Annotated in this window: 15 protein-coding genes; 7 read left to right on the top strand and 8 right to left on the bottom strand. The window is 67.8% G+C overall.

Annotated elements, in window-relative coordinates; translation table 11 throughout:
* The first annotated feature begins 205 nt into the window (after positions 1-205).
* From BLQ70_RS16770 to BLQ70_RS16785, 4 genes are all read left to right on the top strand, one after another.
* Positions 206-1,225 (top strand): putative 2-aminoethylphosphonate ABC transporter substrate-binding protein, encoded by a 1,020-nt coding sequence (locus tag BLQ70_RS16770; RefSeq protein ID WP_091858899.1) that lies wholly within the window; start codon positions 206-208, stop codon positions 1,223-1,225.
* A 120-nt stretch (positions 1,226-1,345) separates the two neighbouring features.
* A complete protein-coding gene (locus BLQ70_RS16775; protein WP_091859701.1) occupies positions 1,346-2,437 on the top strand; it encodes a putative 2-aminoethylphosphonate ABC transporter ATP-binding protein in 1,092 nt (363 codons plus the stop codon).
* Entirely contained in the window at positions 2,434-4,149 is a 1,716-nt protein-coding gene (locus BLQ70_RS16780; protein ID WP_091858901.1) for a putative 2-aminoethylphosphonate ABC transporter permease subunit, read from the top strand. Before BLQ70_RS16775 ends, BLQ70_RS16780 begins: the two co-directional genes overlap by 4 nt.
* Positions 4,150-4,159: 10 nt before the next feature.
* On the top strand, positions 4,160-4,891 hold the full coding sequence (locus tag BLQ70_RS16785) for a metallophosphoesterase family protein (protein WP_170843450.1): 732 nt from the start codon (positions 4,160-4,162) through the stop codon (positions 4,889-4,891).
* Positions 4,892-4,896: 5 nt separating this feature from the next.
* Here the strand turns inward: BLQ70_RS16785 and BLQ70_RS16790 are convergent, their stop codons facing one another.
* Positions 4,897-5,766, bottom strand: coding sequence for a LysR substrate-binding domain-containing protein (locus BLQ70_RS16790; RefSeq protein WP_091858907.1), 870 nt, complete (start codon positions 5,764-5,766; stop codon positions 4,897-4,899).
* Between the two features lie 141 nt (positions 5,767-5,907).
* On the opposite strand from BLQ70_RS16790, the gene pbfA reads away from it, so the two are divergent.
* Positions 5,908-7,269 carry a (R)-1-hydroxy-2-aminoethylphosphonate ammonia-lyase gene (gene pbfA, locus BLQ70_RS16795; protein WP_091858910.1) on the top strand — a complete coding sequence of 454 codons (1,362 nt, stop codon included), beginning with the start codon at positions 5,908-5,910 and terminating at the stop codon, positions 7,267-7,269.
* Positions 7,270-7,276: 7 nt separating this feature from the next.
* Positions 7,277-8,290 (top strand): 2-hydroxyacid dehydrogenase, encoded by a 1,014-nt coding sequence (locus BLQ70_RS16800; protein WP_244512056.1) that lies wholly within the window; start codon positions 7,277-7,279, stop codon positions 8,288-8,290.
* 28 nt (positions 8,291-8,318) lie between these two features.
* On the opposite strand, the gene BLQ70_RS16805 is transcribed toward BLQ70_RS16800, so the two are convergent.
* From BLQ70_RS16805 to BLQ70_RS16815, 3 genes are all read right to left on the bottom strand, one after another.
* Positions 8,319-10,736 (bottom strand): GcvT family protein, encoded by a 2,418-nt coding sequence (locus BLQ70_RS16805; RefSeq protein ID WP_091858913.1) that lies wholly within the window; start codon positions 10,734-10,736, stop codon positions 8,319-8,321.
* 74 nt (positions 10,737-10,810) lie between these two features.
* Positions 10,811-11,581, bottom strand: coding sequence for a DeoR/GlpR family DNA-binding transcription regulator (locus BLQ70_RS16810; RefSeq protein WP_091858916.1), 771 nt, complete (start codon positions 11,579-11,581; stop codon positions 10,811-10,813).
* Positions 11,582-11,595: 14 nt separating this feature from the next.
* Positions 11,596-13,056 carry an NAD-dependent succinate-semialdehyde dehydrogenase gene (locus BLQ70_RS16815; protein ID WP_091858919.1) on the bottom strand — a complete coding sequence of 487 codons (1,461 nt, stop codon included), beginning with the start codon at positions 13,054-13,056 and terminating at the stop codon, positions 11,596-11,598.
* Positions 13,057-13,355: 299 nt separating this feature from the next.
* Here BLQ70_RS16815 and BLQ70_RS16820 point away from each other — a divergent pair, with 299 nt between their 5' ends.
* Positions 13,356-14,666: an amidase family protein gene (locus BLQ70_RS16820; protein WP_091858922.1), complete on the top strand. Its 1,311-nt coding sequence runs from the start codon at positions 13,356-13,358 to the stop codon at positions 14,664-14,666.
* A gap of 41 nt (positions 14,667-14,707) precedes the next feature.
* Here BLQ70_RS16820 and BLQ70_RS16825 read toward each other — a convergent pair whose 3' ends face one another.
* The 4 genes from BLQ70_RS16825 to BLQ70_RS16840 all read right to left on the bottom strand — a co-directional run bounded on the left by BLQ70_RS16825 (position 14,708) and on the right by BLQ70_RS16840 (position 18,332).
* Positions 14,708-15,550: an IclR family transcriptional regulator gene (locus BLQ70_RS16825; protein WP_061968241.1), complete on the bottom strand. Its 843-nt coding sequence runs from the start codon at positions 15,548-15,550 to the stop codon at positions 14,708-14,710.
* A 214-nt stretch (positions 15,551-15,764) separates the two neighbouring features.
* Complete coding sequence (locus BLQ70_RS16830) at positions 15,765-16,964, bottom strand: aminotransferase class V-fold PLP-dependent enzyme (protein ID WP_091858925.1); 1,200 nt, start codon at positions 16,962-16,964, stop codon at positions 15,765-15,767.
* Positions 16,965-17,023: 59 nt separating this feature from the next.
* On the bottom strand, positions 17,024-17,512 hold the full coding sequence (locus tag BLQ70_RS16835; RefSeq protein WP_091858928.1) for a RidA family protein: 489 nt from the start codon (positions 17,510-17,512) through the stop codon (positions 17,024-17,026).
* Positions 17,513-17,519: 7 nt separating this feature from the next.
* On the bottom strand, positions 17,520-18,332 hold the full coding sequence (locus BLQ70_RS16840; protein ID WP_091858931.1) for an amino acid ABC transporter ATP-binding protein: 813 nt from the start codon (positions 18,330-18,332) through the stop codon (positions 17,520-17,522).
* Between the last annotated feature and the right edge of the window lies 1 nt (position 18,333).

Consider the following 18,333-nt stretch of genomic DNA (forward strand, 5'->3'; position numbering starts at 1 on the left):
TATCAAGGATTCCGGCCTCGGTTACAAGGAGGGCGTCGTCGAGGCCATGAAATCCTTCACAAACGTCAAGACGTGGTCGATGCCCTGGACCGCGTGAAACAAGAAAAGCCAACGCAGGCGGAGCGATCCGCCTGCGTTTTCGTCTGTCAGGGGAAGAAAACGTCGCAAGAGCGTTCAAACCAATCGAAAAACAGGGGATGAGAATATGAAGAACTGGCTTGCTTCCTGCGTCATCGGGGCCATCGCGCTCGCGCTTCCGGGCGTTGCCCAGGCGCAGAAGACCAAGGTCACCGTCTACACGGCCCTTGAGAACGATCAGCTCGCGCCGTTCAAGGCCTCGATCGAGAAGGCCGTGCCCGAGGTGGAGGTCGTCTGGGTCCGTGACTCCACCGGCGTCATCACCGCCCGATTCCTGGCCGAGAAGGACAATCCCCGCGCCGACATGGTGATGGGCCTGGCCGCCTCGAGCCTGCTGATGTTCGAGAAGGCGAACCTGCTCGAAACCTACAAGCCCGCCGGAGCCGATGCGCTGAAACCGGTCTTCCGCGACGGCAAGGAGCCCTACACCTGGACCGGCATGGACGCCTATCTCGGCGTCGTCTGCTACAATACGGCCGAGGCCAAGGGCGTGCCGGTCCCGAGTTCCTGGAAGGACCTGCTCAACCCGGCCTTCAAGGGCAAGATCGTGATGCCGCACCCGGCTTCGTCGGGCACCGGCTATCTGATGGTCGCAGGCTGGCTGCAGAGCATGGGCGAGGCCGAGGGCTGGAAGTTCATGGACGGGCTGCACGAGAATATCGGCGCCTACCTGCATTCCGGCTCGGCGCCCTGCGTCCAGGCGGCGCGCGGCGAGCGCACGATCGGGCTCGCGCTCGACATGCGCGGCGCTTCCGAGAAGAGCAAGGGCGCACCGATCGAGGTCGTGATCCCGAAGGAGGGCGTGGGCTGGGAGATGGAGGCCAGCGCCATCGTCAAGGGCTCCAAGAACCTCGCTCTCGCCAAGAAGATCGCCGACTGGTCGACGACCAAGGACGCCAACGAGCTCTATTCGAAGACCTACGCGATCGTCGCCGCGCCAGGCGTCGGCACCAAGCCGGCCAACTATCCCGCCAATGCCGAAGCCGGCATGATCAAGAACGATCTCGGCTGGATGGCCGATAACCGCGACCGCGTGCTCGCCGAATGGTCGAAGCGCTACGAGTCCAAGGCGGCGCCGAAGAACTGAGCCTTTGCCATGCCGCCGGCCGCTCGGGCGGCCGGCGGCATGGTCTGTGCAAGACGTCTAGAGAAGTCCCGCCGTTGTCCGCGGGACGGATCTCTGCCCGTTCAGATGAAGGCCGGCCCGATGTCCACCACCACGACCCCGTTCCTCTCGGTCCGCAATCTCGCCAAGAATTTCGGCGCGTTCCGGGCGCTTCACGATATCGATCTCGATATCCATCGCGGCGAATTCGTCTGCTTCCTCGGCCCGTCCGGCTGCGGCAAGACCACCTTGCTGCGGGCGGTCGCCGGCCTTGATCTCCAGGATAGCGGCACGATCCATATGGGTGGGCGCGACGTCTCGCATGCCAGCCCGTCCGAGCGCGATTTCGGCATCGTCTTCCAGTCCTATGCGCTCTTTCCCAATCTCACCGTCGCCGACAATGTCGGCTACGGGCTGGTCAACCGGCGCCGCACCCGCGACGAGATCGCCAAGCGCGTCAATGAACTCCTGACGCTCGTCGGCTTGCCGGAGCAGGGCAGGAAATATCCGGTCCAGCTTTCGGGCGGCCAGCAGCAGCGCGTGGCGCTGGCGCGTGCGCTTGCCACCGCGCCGGAATTGCTCCTGCTCGACGAGCCGCTTTCGGCGCTCGACGCCAAGGTCCGGGAGCGCCTGCGCGGCGAGATGCGCTCGCTGCAGCAGCGACTGGGTGTGACCACGATCATGGTGACGCATGACCAGGAGGAGGCGCTCGCCATGGCCGACCGCATCGTCGTGATGCGGGATGGCGCGGTCGAGCAGGTCGGCTCGCCCGAGGAGATCTACCGTCGCCCGGCGACGCCCTTCGTCGCCGATTTCGTCGGGCACATGACTTTCATGGACGCGATCGTGACCGGGCCGGGCAAGGTCCGCGTCGACGAGCTCGACCTCGTCGTCGCCAATGCCGCGCCCTTCGCCGCGGGCACGCCGGTGCGTCTGGCGATGCGGCCGGAGGAGGTCCGCACCCGCGGCATCGGCGCGGAGACGCCGAACCGCTTCGAGGCGACGATCGGGGATCTCGCCTTCCTCGGCTCCTATTGCCGGGCGCATCTTGAACCGACCGGCTCGCGCGCGACCCGGATCGCCGCCGATTTCTCGTCCAACGCGATGCGCGATCTCGGGATCGTGCCGGGGCAGGTGCGCACAGTCGCCTTTCCGCCCGAGGCCCTGCACGTCTTTGCCGGGGAGGGACGATGAGCGATCTCGTACAGCCCCTGCCGATGACCGATACCCCCGTGAAAGTCGCACCGCTGCGGGTCAGCGAGCGTCACGTCGCCGGCGCGCTCATCCTGGCCCTCTGCGCCGTGCTGGTCTTGATCATCGCCCTGCCGCTCTGGGCGCTGCTCTCCAAGAGCCTGGAGAACACGGACGGCAAGTTCGTCGGCCTCGCCAATTTCGTCAGCTATGCGACGACGCCCTCGCTGTTCTATTCGCTGCTGAACAGCCTGCTCGTCGCCGGCGTGACGACCGCGATCGTGGTGCCGCTCGCCTTCCTTTACGCTTATGCTTTGCGCCGCAGCTGCATCCCGGCCAAGGGCGCCTTCTACGCCGCCGCGATGGTCCCGGTCTTTGCGCCTTCGCTGCTCTCGGGCCTGGCGCTGATCTACCTCTTCGGCAACCAAGGCATTCTGAAATCCTGGATGATGGGCGCCTCGCTTTACGGCCCCGTCGGCATCATTGCGGCCGAGGTGCTCTACTGCTTCCCCCATGCGATGCTGATCCTCGTCACGGCGCTGGCACTCTCCGACGGCCGTTTGCGCGAGGCGGCGGACGCGATGGGCACCTCGCGCTGGCGCATCTTCCACACAATCACCCTGCCGGGTGCGCGCTACGGCGTGATCAGCGCGACCTTCGTCGTCTTCACGCTGGTCATCACCGATTTCGGCATTCCCAAGGTGATCGGCGGGCAGTTCAGCGTGCTGGCGACCGACGCCTACCGGCAGGTGGTCGGCCAGCAGAATTTCCCGATGGGCGCGGTCGTCGGCATCATCCTGCTGGTGCCGGCCGTGCTCGCCTTCTTCGTCGACCGTGTCGTGCAGCGGCGCCAGAGCGCCATGCTCTCGGCCCGTGCCGTGCCTTATGTTCCCAAGCCGGAGCGGCGCCGCGACCTCGGGTTGCTCGGCTTCGTCAGCCTGGTCGCGCTCGCCATCGTCGGCCCTTATGCGATCGCCTTCTGGGGTTCCTTCGTCAAATACTGGCCGTACAACCTGTCGCTGACGCTGGGCAATTACGACTTCTCGGCAGTCGAGCCCGATGGCTGGGGTCCGTATCGCAACTCGCTGCTGCTGGCTTCGCTGACGGCGGTGATCGGCACGTCGCTGATCTTCACCGGCGCCTACCTGATCGAGAAGGTGAAGCTGTTCCCGCGGCTGCGCGCCTTCGCCCAGTTCCTGGCGATGCTGCCGATGGCGGTGCCCGGCCTCGTGCTCGGCCTCGGCTATGTCTTCTTCTACAATGCCGGCTGGAACCCGCTCGGCTTCCTCTATGGGACGCTGGCGATCCTGGTGATCAACACCGTCGCGCATTTCTACACGGTCGGGCACATCACGGCGCTGACCAGCCTGAAGCAGCTCGACGGCGAGTTCGAGTCGGTTTCCGCCTCGCTCAAGGTGCCGTTCTGGTCGACCTTCCGCCGCGTGACCGCGCCGATCTGCCTGCCGGCGATCCTCGACATCGCGGTCTATGTCTTCGTCAACGCGCTGACCACGGTCTCCGCCGTGATCTTCCTCTATGGGGCCGACACCAAGCTCGCCTCGATCGCGATCGTCCATATGGACGAGGCGGGCGCCATGGCCTCGGCCGCGGGCATGGCGAGCGTCATCATGGCCACCGCGATCGCCGTGAAGCTCCTTCATGTCGGTCTCGACAATCTGGTCTTCGGCCGCCTGCAGCAATGGCGCCAGCGTTAGGATATCGACTGTGCGTCTTGGAGTGATCGCCGACATCCATGGCAACCTGCCCGCGCTCGAAGCGGTACTGGCCAAACTCGATGCGCTCGCGCCGGATCGCATCGTCAATCTCGGCGATTGCGCCTCAAGCCCGCTCTGGCCGGTCGAGACCGTCGCGCTGCTGCGGTCACGCGTGATGAGCCATGTCCGGGGCAATCACGACCGGGCGATGGGCGCGGCCTCGCCCGACGAACTCGGCACCTCGGACAGCTACGCCTGGCAGGCGCTCGATCCGGAGTCCCGTGCCTGGCTCGCCGGCCTGCCTGTCGAGATCACGGTGGAAGGCGCGCTCTGCTTCCACGCCTGTCCCGGCAACGACTCGACCTATCTGATGGAGGAGGTCCAGAACGGGTATCTCGTGCCGTCTCCGATCCCGACGATCGAACAGCGCCTCGCCGGGCGGACGGCGCCCCTCATGCTCTGCGGGCACAGCCATCAAACGCGCACGGCGCGGTTGAGCTCCGGTGCGGTGGTCCTCAATCCCGGCAGCGCCGGCAATCCGGCCTATCGCGACGCCAAGCCGCCCCATGTGTCCGAGAGCGGCATGCCGCACGCTCGCTTCGCCGTCGTCACGCTCGGGACGGAGATCACAATCGAGCATCACCTCGTCGCCTATGACTGGGAGCGCTCGGCCCGGCGTGCCGAGGAGAGCGGGCGAACGGATTGGGCGCACGCTCTGCGGACGGGAAGGGCGCTGCCCTAGCGCTGTCATCCACGCAGGGATCGCGCCAGCGCGAAGAAGGCCTGGATGATCTTGCTGTTGCGGCGCTCGTGCAGGCAGATCAGCTTCTCGTGCATCAGGAGCGGCGGCCCGCCGAGCGGGATGCGGACGAGCCGCGGATCGTCCTCGCCGAATTCGGCCGCCGAGACGAAGCCGATGCCGCCGCCTGCCGCCACGATGGCGCGCACCGCCTCGCGGCCTTCCGCTTCGACGGCGTAACTTAGCGCAACACCCTGTTCCGCCGCCCGCTGCTCCAGCAATTGCCGCGTGCGTGAGCCACGCTCGCGCATGACCAGCGGCCATGTCGCCAGCTCCTGCAATGAAAGCGCTGGACGCGCTGCCGCGGGATGGCCCTTCGCCGCGAAGGCGATGATCGGTGAGACGTTGAGCGGCAGCACTTCGAAGGGCCGCTCGTCGGCAAGTTCGCCGAGCACGCCGATCTCGGCATCGTAGCCGATCAACGTCTCGACGATGCTCCCGGTATTGCCCTGCGCGATCGAGACCTGGATGCCGGGATGGCGCTTGCGGAAGGCGGTGAGCACGTCGAGCACATGATGCACGGAATCGGCGACGATCCGGAGTGCGCCGGTACGCAGCGAGCGCTCCTCCTGCAGAAGCTCCAGCGCCTCGCCCTCGGCCCCGAACAGGCGATGCGTGACCGCGAGAAGCCTCTGACCGGCCGGTGTCAGGACGACCTGGCGATGGCGGCGGCTGAACAGCGCGACGTCGTATTCCTCCTCCAGCTTGCGGACCTGATCCGAGATCGCCGGCTGGGTGAGGTTGAGCGCCAGCGCCGCTTTCGAGAAGCCGCCGGACAGCGCGACCTGATGGAAGGCCCGGAGCTGGACATGACGCATGACGGACGAAGCCTCGAAAATCGATGCGCGACGATATCGCTGAAATTTATACCTGGATATGAAATAGCGATTTTTCAGATTGATAAGGCGCAGGCATTGTGACCTCGACAGCGCTGCACCGGCGCGAACCGAGGCCTTGCCATGCGCGCCGAAACCGCTGCCATCGTTCATACCGAAGGCGAATCCAACACCTCCGCGGCACGCAGCGACTGGTCTGCGGGGATCGGCGATGCTGGAACCCGCGAATTGCTGGCGCGCGATTCCGCCGCCTTCCTGCACCAGAGCCTGTCGAGTCCTTGCCTCACCGCCATCGCCAAGGCGGAGGGCATCTGGATCGAGGACACGATGGGGCGCCGCTACATGGATTTCCATGGCAACAGCGTCCACCATATCGGCTATGGCCATCCGCGCCTGAAGGAGGCGATCAAGGCGCAGCTCGACGAGCTCTGCTTCGCGCCGCGCCGCTTCACCTGCGAGCCGGCGGTCGAACTGGCCGAGACGCTCGCGCAGATGGCGCCGGGCGACCTCGGCAAGGTGCTGTTCACCACCGGCGGCTCGGATGCGATCGAGGTCGCGCTGAGGCTCGCCCGCGCCGCGACCGGCCGCTTCAAGACCTTGTCCTTCTGGGATGCCTTCCATGGTGCCGGCTTCGGCGCCTCCAGCGTCGGCGGCGAGGCGACTTTCCGCTCCGGCATCGCTGGGCCGTTACTGCCGGGCGCCGAGCATGTCGCGCCCTGGGGCACCCGCAACTGCGCCTATGGCCATGACAATCTGGAGGATTCGGCGCGCGCCTGTGCCCGCATGATCTCCTATGTGCTGGCGCGGGAAGGGGACGTCGCGGCCGTCGTCGCCGAGCCGATGCGGGCGACGCCTTATCCACCGGCGCCCGGCTTCTGGAAAAGCGTGCGCGAGGCCTGCGACCGGCATGGCACGTTGCTGATCTTCGACGAGATCCCGACCGGACTCGGCAAGACCGGGCGCTTCTTCGCCCATGAGCATGACGATGTGCAGCCGGACATGGTCGTGCTCGGCAAGGCGCTGGGCGGCGGTATCCTGCCGATCGCCGCGGTGATCGCGCGGCGCGATCTCGATGTCGCCGGCGGCTATGCGATCGGCCATTACACCCATGAGAAGAACCCGGTCACCACCCGTGCGGCGCTGACCACGATCAACATCATCCGCGAGGAGGGGCTGGCGGAACGCGCCGCTGAGCTCGGCGCTTATGCGATGGAGCGGCTGCGAAATTTCGGCGCGAGCTGCCCGGCCGTCGGCGACATGCGCGGACGCGGCCTACTCTTCGGGGTCGAGCTTGTCGCGGATCGCGATGCCTGGACGCCCGACAATACGCTCGCCGAGCGGGTCTATTACCGCTGCCTCGAAGCCGGGCTGAGCTTCAAGATCAGCCAGGGCAATGTGCTGACCCTGTCGCCGCCGATGGTGATCGCGCGGGCCGATCTCGAACGCGCGCTCGGCATTGTCGAGCAGGCGATCCTGGCCGGCTGAGGGAACGATGATGAAGGCCGTCCGCACCGACCGGGAACTGGAATGCCCGGAGATCGACGCCGGCTTGCGTGCGCGGGGCGTCGACCTCGTCACGCTCCCCGACGGGATTCCCGAGGAGGCGCTGATGCGGGAGGTCGCCGACGCCGACCTGCTATTGATGTGCTACACGCCCGTCACGGCGCGAGTAATCGCGGCGGCGCCCAGGCTCAAGGGCATCGTCAAATACGGCGTCGGCATCGATGCGATCGACATCCCCGCCGCGATCGCGCGCGGAATCCCCGTGGTCAACGTGCCCGAATATGCCGAGGAGACGGTCGCGGAGGGCGCCTTCGCCCTGATGATCGCGCTGGCCAAGCGCCTGCCGGAGATCGGCCAAGCCGTGCAAAGCGAGGGCTGGATTTGGCCGGCTGCGCGCTGGCTCGGCCGCGACATCGCCGGGGCGACGCTGGGCTTGGTCGGTACCGGCAAGATCGGCCGCAGCATGGCGCGGATGGCGGGGCAGGGGTTCCGAGCGCGCGTCCTCGGCTACGATCCGCATGTCGATGCCGCGACCATGGCGGCGGCCGGGATCGAGAAGGTCGACGACCTCCACGCGATGCTCCGGCAATGCGATCTGGTCTCGCTCCACAGCGTCCTGAACGATACGACCCGTCACATCATCGGCCGGGCCGAGCTCGCCTGCCTCAAGCCCGGAGCCATCCTCGTCAATGTCTCGCGCGGCGCGCTGATCGACGAGGCGGCGCTGGTCGAGGCGGTGCTGGCGGGGAAGCTCGGCGGTGTCGGGCTCGACGTCTACAGCCAGGAGCCGCTCGCCCGGCAGGGCCATCCGCTCAGCCCTTTGTTCGGCCGTGACGACGTCATCCTGTTCCCGCACCTGACCTTCTTCACGGCCGAGGCGATGCGGCGGCTTTCGGACGACACGCTGGCCCGCTGCTTCGAAATCCTCGACGGCAGGCTGGTCGAAATCCGCTCCTACGATCCGCGTCTGCGCGCACAAACGCGGAATGTCGCTTTCGTCTGAGCGGATCAGGCGAGCATCAGGGCGCTGCTCACCTCTTGCGGTCGAGTGGCGCCGCGAGGCTCGCGCTGACCGGAACGGTGGTGCCGGCGAGGTCGATCGCCCAGCTCCGTGCATCGAGCCAGGCCTGGTCGATCGGCTGGTCGCTTGAGGCCCAGCCCAGAGCCACGATGCCGTCGAGGCTCGCGCCGAAAGCGGCCGAGGTGATCTCGCCGACCGGCTTGCCATCCGCCAGGATCGCTTCGCCGCCCCAGGCCATTTGCCCGTTCGGGCGTGGCCCGACAAGAGCGATCAGCCGTTTCGTGCGCGACGCCGCCTTGGCGGCGACGAGCGCCTCCCGACCGAGGAAATCGCCCTTGCCGAGCTTCACCGCGAAGCCGAGGCCGGTCTCGTAGGGGTTGACGTCCGGCGTCAATTCGCGACCCCAGGCGCGAAAACCCTTCTCGATGCGCAGCGAGTCGACGGCGTAGTAGCCGGCATCGACCAGCCCGAGATCGGCGCCGGCCTCGTGCAGCGCGTCATAGATCGCGGCAGTGAACTCGACGGGCGCATAGAGCTCGAAGCCGTCGCCGAGATAGGAGCGGCGGCAGGCCCAGGTCGTGGCATAGCCGATCGTGATCTTGCGGATTGCGTTGGCTGGGAAATCGGCGAGGTCGAAGGAGGTCGGCGAAAGACGGCTGAGGATTTCGGGGACCTTCGGCCCGGCGAGCGAGAGCACGGCATAGGACGAGGTGACGTCCGTCAGCGTCACGCCCTCGGGCAGCTGCCGCCTGATCCAGTGGGCGTCGCGCGTCGCCTGGGCGGTGCCGGTGAGCAGGAGATAGCTGTCGGGCGCGATCCGGGCGGCGGTGAGGTCGCTTTCGAACGTACCTCGGGCATTGAGCAGCGCGGTATAGACGGAGGTACCGACCGGAACCGCGACATCATTGGCGGCGAGGCGTTGCAGGGCGGTCTCGGCCTGCGGCCCCTGCAGCAGGAACTTGGCGAAGCTCGACATGTCGACGAGCCCGGCCGCTTCTCGACAGGCGCGATGCTCGGCCGCGACCGTCTCGAACCAGTTCTGCTGACCGAAGGAATAGCCGATCGAGCGCTCTGCCTCGGTGCGGGCGAAATAATTGGCGCGCTCCCAGCCCATTTTCGAGCCGAAGACGGCGCCCTTGGCGGCGAGCCGGTCATAGAGCGGCGAGCGCCGGAAGGGGCGGGCGGTGTCGAGCTCGCGGTTCGGCCAGGGCATGGCGTAATGCAGCCCGAGCGTTTCCTTGATCCGGTCCTTCAGCCAGGCCGGGTTGTTGTTGAAATCGGCGAAGCGGCGGATATCGACCGGCCAGAGATCGCTCGTCGCCTCGCCCTCGACGATCCATTCGGCCAGCGCCCTTCCGGCGCCGCCGGCGGACGCGATGCCCATCGAGTTGAAGCCGGCGCCGACATAGACGCCCGCCACCTCCGGCGCCTCGCCGAGCAGGAAGTTGTTGTCCGGCGTGAAGCTCTCGGGGCCGTTGAGGAAGGTCTTGATCTCGGCCGTCTCCAGCGCCGGCACGCGCTGTAGTGCGTTCTCCATCAGGATGCCGAACTGGTCCCAGTCGTCGGGCAGGAGCTGGAACTCGAACGGATGGGGGATGCCATCCATGCCCCAGGGCTTCGCATCCGGCTCGAACCCGCCCATGACGAGCCCGCCGACCTCCTCCTTGAAATAGATATAGCCGTCGGGGTCGCGCATCACCGGCAGGTCCGGCGTCACGCCGGCGATCTTGCCGGTGACGATGTACATGTGCTCGGCCGAATGCAGCGGCACCGAGACGCCGCACATCTGGCCGATCGTGCGCGACCACTGCCCGGCGCAGATCACCAGCACCTCACATTCCACCCGGCCCTGATCGGTCTGGACCGCCTTGACCCGGCCCTTCTCCGTCTCGATGCCGGTGACGCGGACGCCCTCGCGCACGGTCGCGCCGCCGCTGCGGGCGCCGCGGGCCAGCGCCTGCGTGATGTCGGAGGGGTTGGCCTTGCCGTCGCCGGGCAGCCAGACGCCGCCGACGAGATCGTCGGTGCGCATCACCGGCCATTTATCGCCGGCCTCCTGCGGGCTGAGCTCCTCGATCTCGACGCCTTGCGCGCGCGCTGCCGAGATCGTCCGGCGCAATTGCGTCATGCGCTCCTCCGTGCGGGCGACCGAGACCGAGCCGCAGCGCTTCCAGCCGGTAGCGAGCCCGGTCTCGTTCTCCAACGAGGCGTAGAGCTCGGTCGAGTAGCGGATCAGGCGCGTCATGCTGGACTGGCTGCGGAGCTGCCCGACGAGGCCGGCCGCATGCCAGGTCGTGCCGGAGGAGAGGCGCCCCTGCTCCAGGAGCAGCACGTCGCGCCAGCCGAGCTTGGTCAGGTGATAGGCGACCGAGCAGCCGATGATGCCGCCGCCGATGATGACGACACGGGATTGGGTGGGAATGGACATGAGCGCCTCCGCGATGGAAGGCAGCTTAGCGGCTTGAATTCAGGAAACAACAAAAAACCACAAAAACGGGCAATTCATGCGGCGTGGATTCGAACCCCTTGCTCTGCCAGTTTCGCGGCGAGCGGGGTGGATGGAACCTGATCAACCAGAAGCCCGGCGCAAGGCTTGTCGCCAACGATGCGGCTGGGCAGCACGAGCCCGAACTTGCCGCTATCCGCCATCAGGAAACCCTGCTCGGCCGCGTTCAGCAGGGCGGTGCGGGTCGCGGCACCGGCGCGGGTGTAGTCGGTGAGGTGCCCGTTCGGATCGACGCCGCCGACGCTGACGAAGGCGAAATCGGCGGAGAGCCGCGCGATCGCCCGCAGCGTCTCCGGGCCGGTGGTCGCATCCTCGTTGCGATCGAACTCGCCGCCGATCAGGAAGACGCGGGCGCCGGCCAGCCGGCTGACGAGCCGGGCATTCTCCAGCGAGGTCGTATGCACGATCAGGCGCTTGCGGTCGGACCGGGCCAAGGCGCGGGCCAAGGCCTCGGTCGTCGTGCCGGAATCGAGCAGGATGGTCATGCCGTCGCCGATCAGCGAGACCGCGAGATCGGCGATCGCCTCCTTACCGGCGCGGTTCACGGTGCGGCGGCTGGCGAAGGAGGCTTCCGAGCGCTCGTTGCGGATCGCGCCGCCATGGACGATCGCGAGCAGGCTGCCCGCCGACAGGGCCTTGAGATCGCGCCTCACCGTCTCGCGCGAGACGTCGAGCGCCTGCGCCAGTTCCTCCACCGTGACGGAGCCCGTCTCATCGAGCTTCGCCAGGATGGCGTTGTGCCGTCGCGCTGCGAGGTCGCGTGTCATGGATGCGGAGCCAGCTAGGCCGTTGCCCCGATCCCGCCGATGCAGGTGTATTTCACGTCGAGATAGTCCTGCAGGCCGTATTTCGAGCCTTCCGAGCCGAGCCCGGATTCCTTGACGCCGCCGAAGGGCGCGACCTCGGTGGTCACCAGTCCCTCGTTCACCCCGACGATGCCGTATTGCAGCGCCTCCGAGACCCGGAAGGTGCGGCCGAGATCGCGGGTGTAGAAATAGCAGGCGAGCCCGTATTCGGTGTCGTTGGCGAGGCGCAGCGCCTCCTCCTCGGTCTCGAAGCGGAAGACCGGGGCGACCGGCCCGAAGATCTCCTCGCGCGCGAACTGCATGGCGCTGGTCGCGCCTGCGATGACGGTCGGCTCGTAGAAGCTGAGGCCCAGCTCCGAGCGCTTGCCGCCGGTTGCCACGGCGCCGCCCTTGGCCTTGGCGTCAGCCACCATCTCCTCGACCTTGGCGATCGCCTTGTCGTCGATCAGCGGTCCTTGCGTCACGCCGGTCTCAAGCCCGGAGCCGAGCTTGAGCTTCTTGACCGCCGCGGTCAGCTTCTCGACGAAGGCGTCGTAGATGCCGGCCTGCGCGTAGAAGCGGTTGGTGCAGACGCAGGTCTGGCCGGAATTGCGGAATTTTGCGGCGATCGCGCCTTCGACCGCCCGGTCGAGATCGGCATCGTCGAAGACGATGAAGGGCGCGTTGCCGCCGAGCTCCATCGAGACCTTCTTCACCGTGTCGGCTGCCTGCTTCAGCAGCACCTTGCCGACCGGTGTCGAGCCGGTGAAGGTGATCTTGCGCACCAGCGGATTGCCGGTGAGCTCGCCGCCGACGGTGCGGGCATCACCCGTCACGACATTGACGACGCCGGTCGGGATGCCGGCCTTCTCGGCGAGGATGCCCCAGGCCAGTGCCGAATAGGGCGTCTGCGAGGCCGGCTTCGCGACGACGGTACAGCCCGCCGCCAGCGCCGGGCCGATCTTGCGGGCCAGCATCGAGGAGGGGAAGTTCCAGGGCGTGATCGCGCCGACCACGCCGAGCGGCTGCTTGGTCACGATGATGCGGCGGTCGGCCCAGGGCGAGGGGATGACGTCGCCATAGACGCGCCGCGCCTCCTCGGCGAACCACAGCACATAGGCCGCGCTCATGCCGACCTCGCCCCTGGCCTCGGCCAGAGGCTTGCCCTGCTCGCGGGTCAGGAGTTCGGCCAGCGCATCCTGATGTTTCAGGATCTCGTCGGCGAGCTTGCGCAGCAGCACGGCGCGCTCCTGCGCGGTCTTGGCAGCCCAGGCCGGGAAGGCGGCATGCGCGGCTTCGATCGCGGCGCGCGTCTCCTCGACACCAGCCGAGGGCACCGAGCCGAGCATCTTACCCGTCGCCGGATCGGTCACGTCGATTGTTCCACCCGACGCCTTGTCCAGCCAGCGCCCGCCGACGAAGATCGCGTCGCGCTTGAAATCGCTCCACTTGGACATGATTCAGCCTTTCAGAAATCCGGGGAGTCGCTGCCTCGTGCCGTCATGGCGCCCAATGGCGACAAGGCGATACGAGAATGGCGTCACGCATCCGTTCTACTGTGCGGCCGTCGCCATGTGAACACGCAGCGGCTCGAAGCCCGCTGCGGTAGGGGCGCGGTGGTCCATGCCGCTGCGGCGGCCGTGCACTGCACCCCAAGCGTCGGAGGCCATTTACGCCGCGCCTGCAATGGATAGGCTCGCCACGATTCCCGCCGCTTTCCACCTGCGCCGGGTCGTTGCTCGAGAAAGGTGTTCCGATGACCGAAAGCCTCCGTCCGTCCGCCACCGAGCGCCTCGACCAGGCGCTCGGCCGGATTCGCGATCCCAAGCTCGAAGGCGGGAAGGTCTTCACGACGCTCTACGAAGCCTCCGCACGGCGCGAGGCCGAGGCGTCCGATGCCCGGATCGCGGCCGGAAAGCCGTTGGGGCCGCTGGATGGCCGGATCGTCTCGATCAAGGACCTGTTCGATGTCGCCGGCGAGACGACGCGCGCCGGCGCAGCCGTCTTGCGCCGCCAGCCGCCGGCCGCGGCCGACGCGCCGATCGTCCAGCGTCTGCGCGCTGCCGGCGCCGTCATCGTCGGCAAGACGCAGATGACCGAATTCGCCTTTTCGGCGCTCGGCACCAACGCCCATGACCCGGTTGCCGGCAATCCGCATGATCGCAGCCGGGCGCCTGGCGGCTCGTCCTCGGGCGCCGTCGTCTCGGTGGTGGACGGCATGGCCGAGATCGCGATCGGCAGCGACACCGGCGGCTCGATCCGCATTCCGGCAGCCCTGACCGGTGCGGTCGGCTTCAAGCCGACCTCCGGCCGCGTTCCGACGACCGGCGCCTTCTCCCTTTCGAGCACGCTCGACACGGTCGGCCCGATCGCCCGATCCGTCGTCGATTGCGCCATGACCGATGCCGTTCTGGCAGGGCAGGCGCCATCGCCATTGGCGCCGCGGCCGCAGGCCCGCTTCGTGGTCGCGCGTGGGCGCCTGTTCGATGCGATGGAGGCCGAGGTCACCGAGGCGTTCGAAGCGGGTCTGGACCGGTTGCGGCGCGCCGGCCTGAGCGTCGAGGACGGCTCGCTCGATCCGAGTCTCGATGCTCTGGCCGCGCTCGACAGGATCGGCGGCTTCCCGTCGATCGAGCTCGGCGCGACCCTGCGCGATCTCGGCGTCGACGGCCTCGACGAGGTCGACCCCAAGACGCGCGTGCGCATCGAGGCCGGCGCCGGCATCCTCGGCGTCGATTATGTCCGTATGCAGCGCTGGCGGGCGGCGGCTGTCGCGGCTTTCGCGGCGGCGATGACCGACGATACCGTCTATCTCATCCCGACGACCCCGATCCGGGCGCCGCTCCTTGCCTCGGTCGCCGACGATGCCGGCTTCCACCATGCCAACGGCCTCGTGCTGCGCAACCCCCGCATCGGTAACCTGCTCGACACCCCCTCGCTCTCGCTGCCCCTGCCGGTCCCGGCCGGCGCGCTGCCGGTCGGGATGATGCTGATCGGCCGGCGCGGCGCGGATCGCCCGCTGCTGGCGATGGCTGCAAGTGCCGAGGCCGCGCTCGCCCGCGTGTGAGCGGAATCGGTCGGTTCGCGCTCGCCTGGAGGCGTGGCGGTCTAGCCGTATCTGCGCCCGTTGGCGAAGGGGCCGACGCGCCAGCCGAGCTTGTCCTCGATGCGCCGGGCCGCAGCCTTCACGGCTTCGACGAAATTCGCATGCTCCTCGTTCACGCGGAATTCGGGCAGGACGATCGAGACGGTGATCGGGCAGGCGCCGGCCTCATCCAGGACCGGCGCCGCGATGCAGGCGACCGCATAGTCGGATTCCCCGGCCTGAATCGACACGCCCGCCGCGAGCGCGTCGCGCGCTTGCGCGAGCAGGGTGGCGGGATCGGTGACGGCGCGCCCGGTCGGCGAGGCCTTGGCGCTTCTGCGGAAGAGCGCAGCCCGCTCGGCCTCATCGAGCCCGGCGACCAGCAGCCGGCCTGAGGCGGTCCAGTTCAGCGGGACGCGCGTGCCGACGCGCGAGGTGATGACGAAATGGCCGGGGCCCTCGGCCATCGCCTCGACCACCATCATGCCGCCGTCACGGCCACAGATCTGCACGGTCTCGCCGACCTCGCGCGCCAGCACATGCATCTCATGCGTCGCGACATTGATGACCTGGAGGTCACGGGCATAGGCGAGGCCGTAATGGTAGAGCCGGGGACCGAGCCAGACGCCGCCATCGCCGGAGCGCGCCAGCAGGCTCTTGTCGAGCAGATCCTCGACGATGGCATAGACGGTCGAAAGCGGCGCGCCGATCGCGCGTGCGACCTCATAGGCCGTCTGGGCCCGGCCCTCCTGCTGGAGGTGGTCGAGGATCTGCACGGCGCGGTCGATGCCGCTGACGCGCGAGCGTCGCTGCGGCGCGCGCTCCGGCTCGTCTCCGCTGGCTTCCGTCGTCGTGGCTTTGGTCATGTCCGGGCTTTCATCCCTGCCGCGTATCGACTCAAACGGCGGTGACCCGCAGTGGTTTCCGTCGGGGCCGCGAACCTCTCCGCTTTGCCGCCCGTTTCGTCAACGCCGGTCGCTATAGCATCGGCCCGAAAAGTGGCATCCGGTTTTCGGGAAAAGCCGATGCAAGATCAAAGAGCTAGAGTATCGGACTGAATACGATATTCAGTCCGATACTCTAGTCCGGCCATTTCGCCAGCGAGGCGGCGCGCCGGTTGCGGCGCTCGATCAGCGGGCTTGCGATGATCGTGTTGCTGCGCCGCGCGGTCTCCAGTTCGGTGACGATGCGCGCGGCGACGATCTCTTCCTCATCCGGATGCAGGTTGCAGGGATCGAGGAAGAAATGGCCGTGCTCGACCTCGTGATCCCTGACGATGACCGGCGGCGTGCCGCGCGCCAGCGCGTCGGCGAGGTCCCAGGCGGTGATATGCGCCTGCTCGGGATCGACGGAGAGCTTCATCCGGTCGAGCGGATTGTTGGTCGGATCGGGCTCGATGACGGCCGTCACGCCGGGCCGCTCGGTGAAACGGGAAAGCCAGAGGTCGAGCGCGCGCTGCTCGCGCGCCCTGATGCCGGCATGGTCGCGCTTCTCCCAGGCTTCGAGCGCGGCCATCGTGCCGAGCACGCTTTCCTTGCCGACCTTCATGCCGCGGCCGATGCCGCCATTCTGGATGAAGGCGGCACGGACCAGCGCCTTGCGCCCGGCGACGATGCCGCCGGTCGGCCCGCCCAGGAACTTGTGCGAGGAGTAGAGCACGATGTCGGCGCCGGCCTCGAGGAAGCCGCGCAGGTCGTATTCGGAGGCCGCGTCGACGATGACCGGCACGCCGCGCTCGTGGCAGATCGCTGCGAACTCGTCGAGCGGCAGCAGCCCGTACTGCACGGTATGGTGCGAGACGACGTAGAGCGCGGCCGCCGTGTGTTCCGAGATTGCGCCGGCGAGCTGGTAGGCGCGGGCGCTGGTGGGCTGCCCGACGACGATCGGCGTCGCGCCCGCAAGCCGGATCGCCTGTTCGACCGGCGCGCCATAGCCGACCATATGGCCCATCATGATCACGACCTCGTCCTGGAGGCCGCTGGCATCCGGCAGTTGCTCGACGGCGTAGAGGTCGTCGCCCGTCATCGCACCGGCGATCGCCAGCGTGATCCCGGCCGAGCAGGAGGCGGTGACGAAGCCGGCCTCGCTGCCGCAGAGCCGCGCGATGACCGCGCTGGCCTTGCGCTGGAGATCGTCGATCTCGACGAATTGCGGCAGGATCGCTGTCATTGCCGCAACCGCTTCCGGCACGACGATCGAGGCGCCGAGCGCGGTCATCGTACCCGAGACGTTGATGACGGGGCGCAGGCCGAGGGAGGGGCGGATATCGGGGGCAGTCATCGGTTTCTCCTGGAGGGCGGGCGGGGCTGCTGCCCCGGTTAGAGCATCGGCCCGATGCTCTAGGACACGGCGACGATCGCCTCGATCTCGACGGTGATCTGGCGTGGCAGCGAGCCGAAGCCGACAGCCGAGCGGGCGTGTCGGCCGGCTTCGCCGAAGACGGCGACGAAAAGGTCGGAACAGCCGTTGATGACGGCCGGGTGATCGCCGAAATCCGGCTCGGCATTGACCATGCCGAGCAGCTTGACGATACGCCGGACGCGGCCGAGGTCGCCGAGCGCGCCATGCAGCACGGCGAGCAGGTTGAGGCCGGTCAGCCGGGCATGGTCATAGGCCTGGGCGACGCTGACGTCGCGGCCGACCTTGCCGGTATGGAGCCGGCCGTCCTCATGCGTCGGCCCCTGGCCCGAGAGATAGATCAGGTCGCCTTCGTGGATATGGGTCGCGAAATTGCCGATCGGCAGCGGCAGCGCCGGAAGCATGAGGCCAAGCTCCGCCAGGCGCCGATAAGGCGCGGTGTCGGGCAGGGTGGACAGGGCGGCGCTCATGGTTTCCTCACGCCGGGTTGGGGCGGAAGCCGGCGAAGCGCGACAGGAAGGACCGCAACCGCTCATGCGGCTGTTCGCCGAAAACCTGCGCGGGCGGCGCGTCGATCACGATCCGGCCCTGGTCGGTGAAGACGACGCGGTCCGCCACCTCCTGCGCGAAGGCCATCTCATGCGTGACGAGGATCATGGTGCGGCCCTCGGAGGCGAGCTCCTGCACCACGGCCAGCACCTCGCCGACGAGTTCCGGATCGAGCGCGGAGGTGATCTCGTCCAGCAGCAGCACCTTCGGCTCCATCGCCACCGCGCGGGCGATGCCGACGCGTTGCTGCTGGCCACCTGACATCTGCGCCGGCAAGGCATCGACCTTCGCGGCAAGTCCGACGCGGGCGAGCCATTTCTCGGCGATGGCGCGCGCCTCGGCCTTGGAGCGCCCGCGCGACTTCATCAGCCCGAGCATGATGTTCTGCGCCGCGGTGAGATGCGGGAACAGGTTGAACTGCTGGAACACCATGGCGGCATCGACGCGGATCGCGGCAAGCTCCCGGTCGTTGCGGCGCTTGCGGCCACCTGCGCCATCGCGATAGCCGACCTCGGTGCCGTCGATCCGGATCGAGCCGCCGTCATACTCCTCGAGGAAGTTGATGCAGCGCAGCAGCGTGGTCTTGCCGCTGCCGGAGGGGCCGATGATCGCGACGACCTCGCCCTTGCCGACGGAGAGGTCGACCCCCTTCAGCACCTGGTTGGCGCCGAAGGACTTGGTCAGGCCCTCGATCGCGATGACCGGTTGCGCGGCGGAGGGACGGGCATCCGTCTCGGCCATG

It is taken from the genome of Allobosea robiniae (assembly GCF_900102525.1).
Taxonomy (GTDB): Bacteria; Pseudomonadota; Alphaproteobacteria; order Rhizobiales; family Beijerinckiaceae; genus Allobosea; species Allobosea robiniae.

Bases quoted from the DNA above. Each gene is read 5' to 3' on its own strand.
- BLQ70_RS16770 (WP_091858899.1), top strand. From the start codon at position 206: ATGAAGAACTGGCTTGCTTCCTGCGTCATCGGGGCCATCGCGCTCGCG.
- BLQ70_RS16775 (WP_091859701.1), top strand. From the start codon at position 1,346: ATGTCCACCACCACGACCCCGTTCCTCTCGGTCCGCAATCTCGCCAAG.
- BLQ70_RS16780 (WP_091858901.1), top strand. From the start codon at position 2,434: ATGAGCGATCTCGTACAGCCCCTGCCGATGACCGATACCCCCGTGAAA.
- BLQ70_RS16790 (WP_091858907.1), bottom strand. From the start codon at position 5,766: ATGCGTCATGTCCAGCTCCGGGCCTTCCATCAGGTCGCGCTGTCCGGC.
- pbfA (WP_091858910.1), top strand. From the start codon at position 5,908: ATGCGCGCCGAAACCGCTGCCATCGTTCATACCGAAGGCGAATCCAAC.
- BLQ70_RS16800 (WP_244512056.1), top strand. From the start codon at position 7,277: ATGATGAAGGCCGTCCGCACCGACCGGGAACTGGAATGCCCGGAGATC.
- BLQ70_RS16805 (WP_091858913.1), bottom strand. From the start codon at position 10,736: ATGTCCATTCCCACCCAATCCCGTGTCGTCATCATCGGCGGCGGCATC.
- BLQ70_RS16810 (WP_091858916.1), bottom strand. From the start codon at position 11,581: ATGACACGCGACCTCGCAGCGCGACGGCACAACGCCATCCTGGCGAAG.
- BLQ70_RS16815 (WP_091858919.1), bottom strand. From the start codon at position 13,056: ATGTCCAAGTGGAGCGATTTCAAGCGCGACGCGATCTTCGTCGGCGGG.
- BLQ70_RS16820 (WP_091858922.1), top strand. From the start codon at position 13,356: ATGACCGAAAGCCTCCGTCCGTCCGCCACCGAGCGCCTCGACCAGGCG.
- BLQ70_RS16825 (WP_061968241.1), bottom strand. From the start codon at position 15,550: ATGACCAAAGCCACGACGACGGAAGCCAGCGGAGACGAGCCGGAGCGC.
- BLQ70_RS16830 (WP_091858925.1), bottom strand. From the start codon at position 16,964: ATGACTGCCCCCGATATCCGCCCCTCCCTCGGCCTGCGCCCCGTCATC.
- BLQ70_RS16835 (WP_091858928.1), bottom strand. From the start codon at position 17,512: ATGAGCGCCGCCCTGTCCACCCTGCCCGACACCGCGCCTTATCGGCGC.
- BLQ70_RS16840 (WP_091858931.1), bottom strand. From the start codon at position 18,332: ATGGCCGAGACGGATGCCCGTCCCTCCGCCGCGCAACCGGTCATCGCG.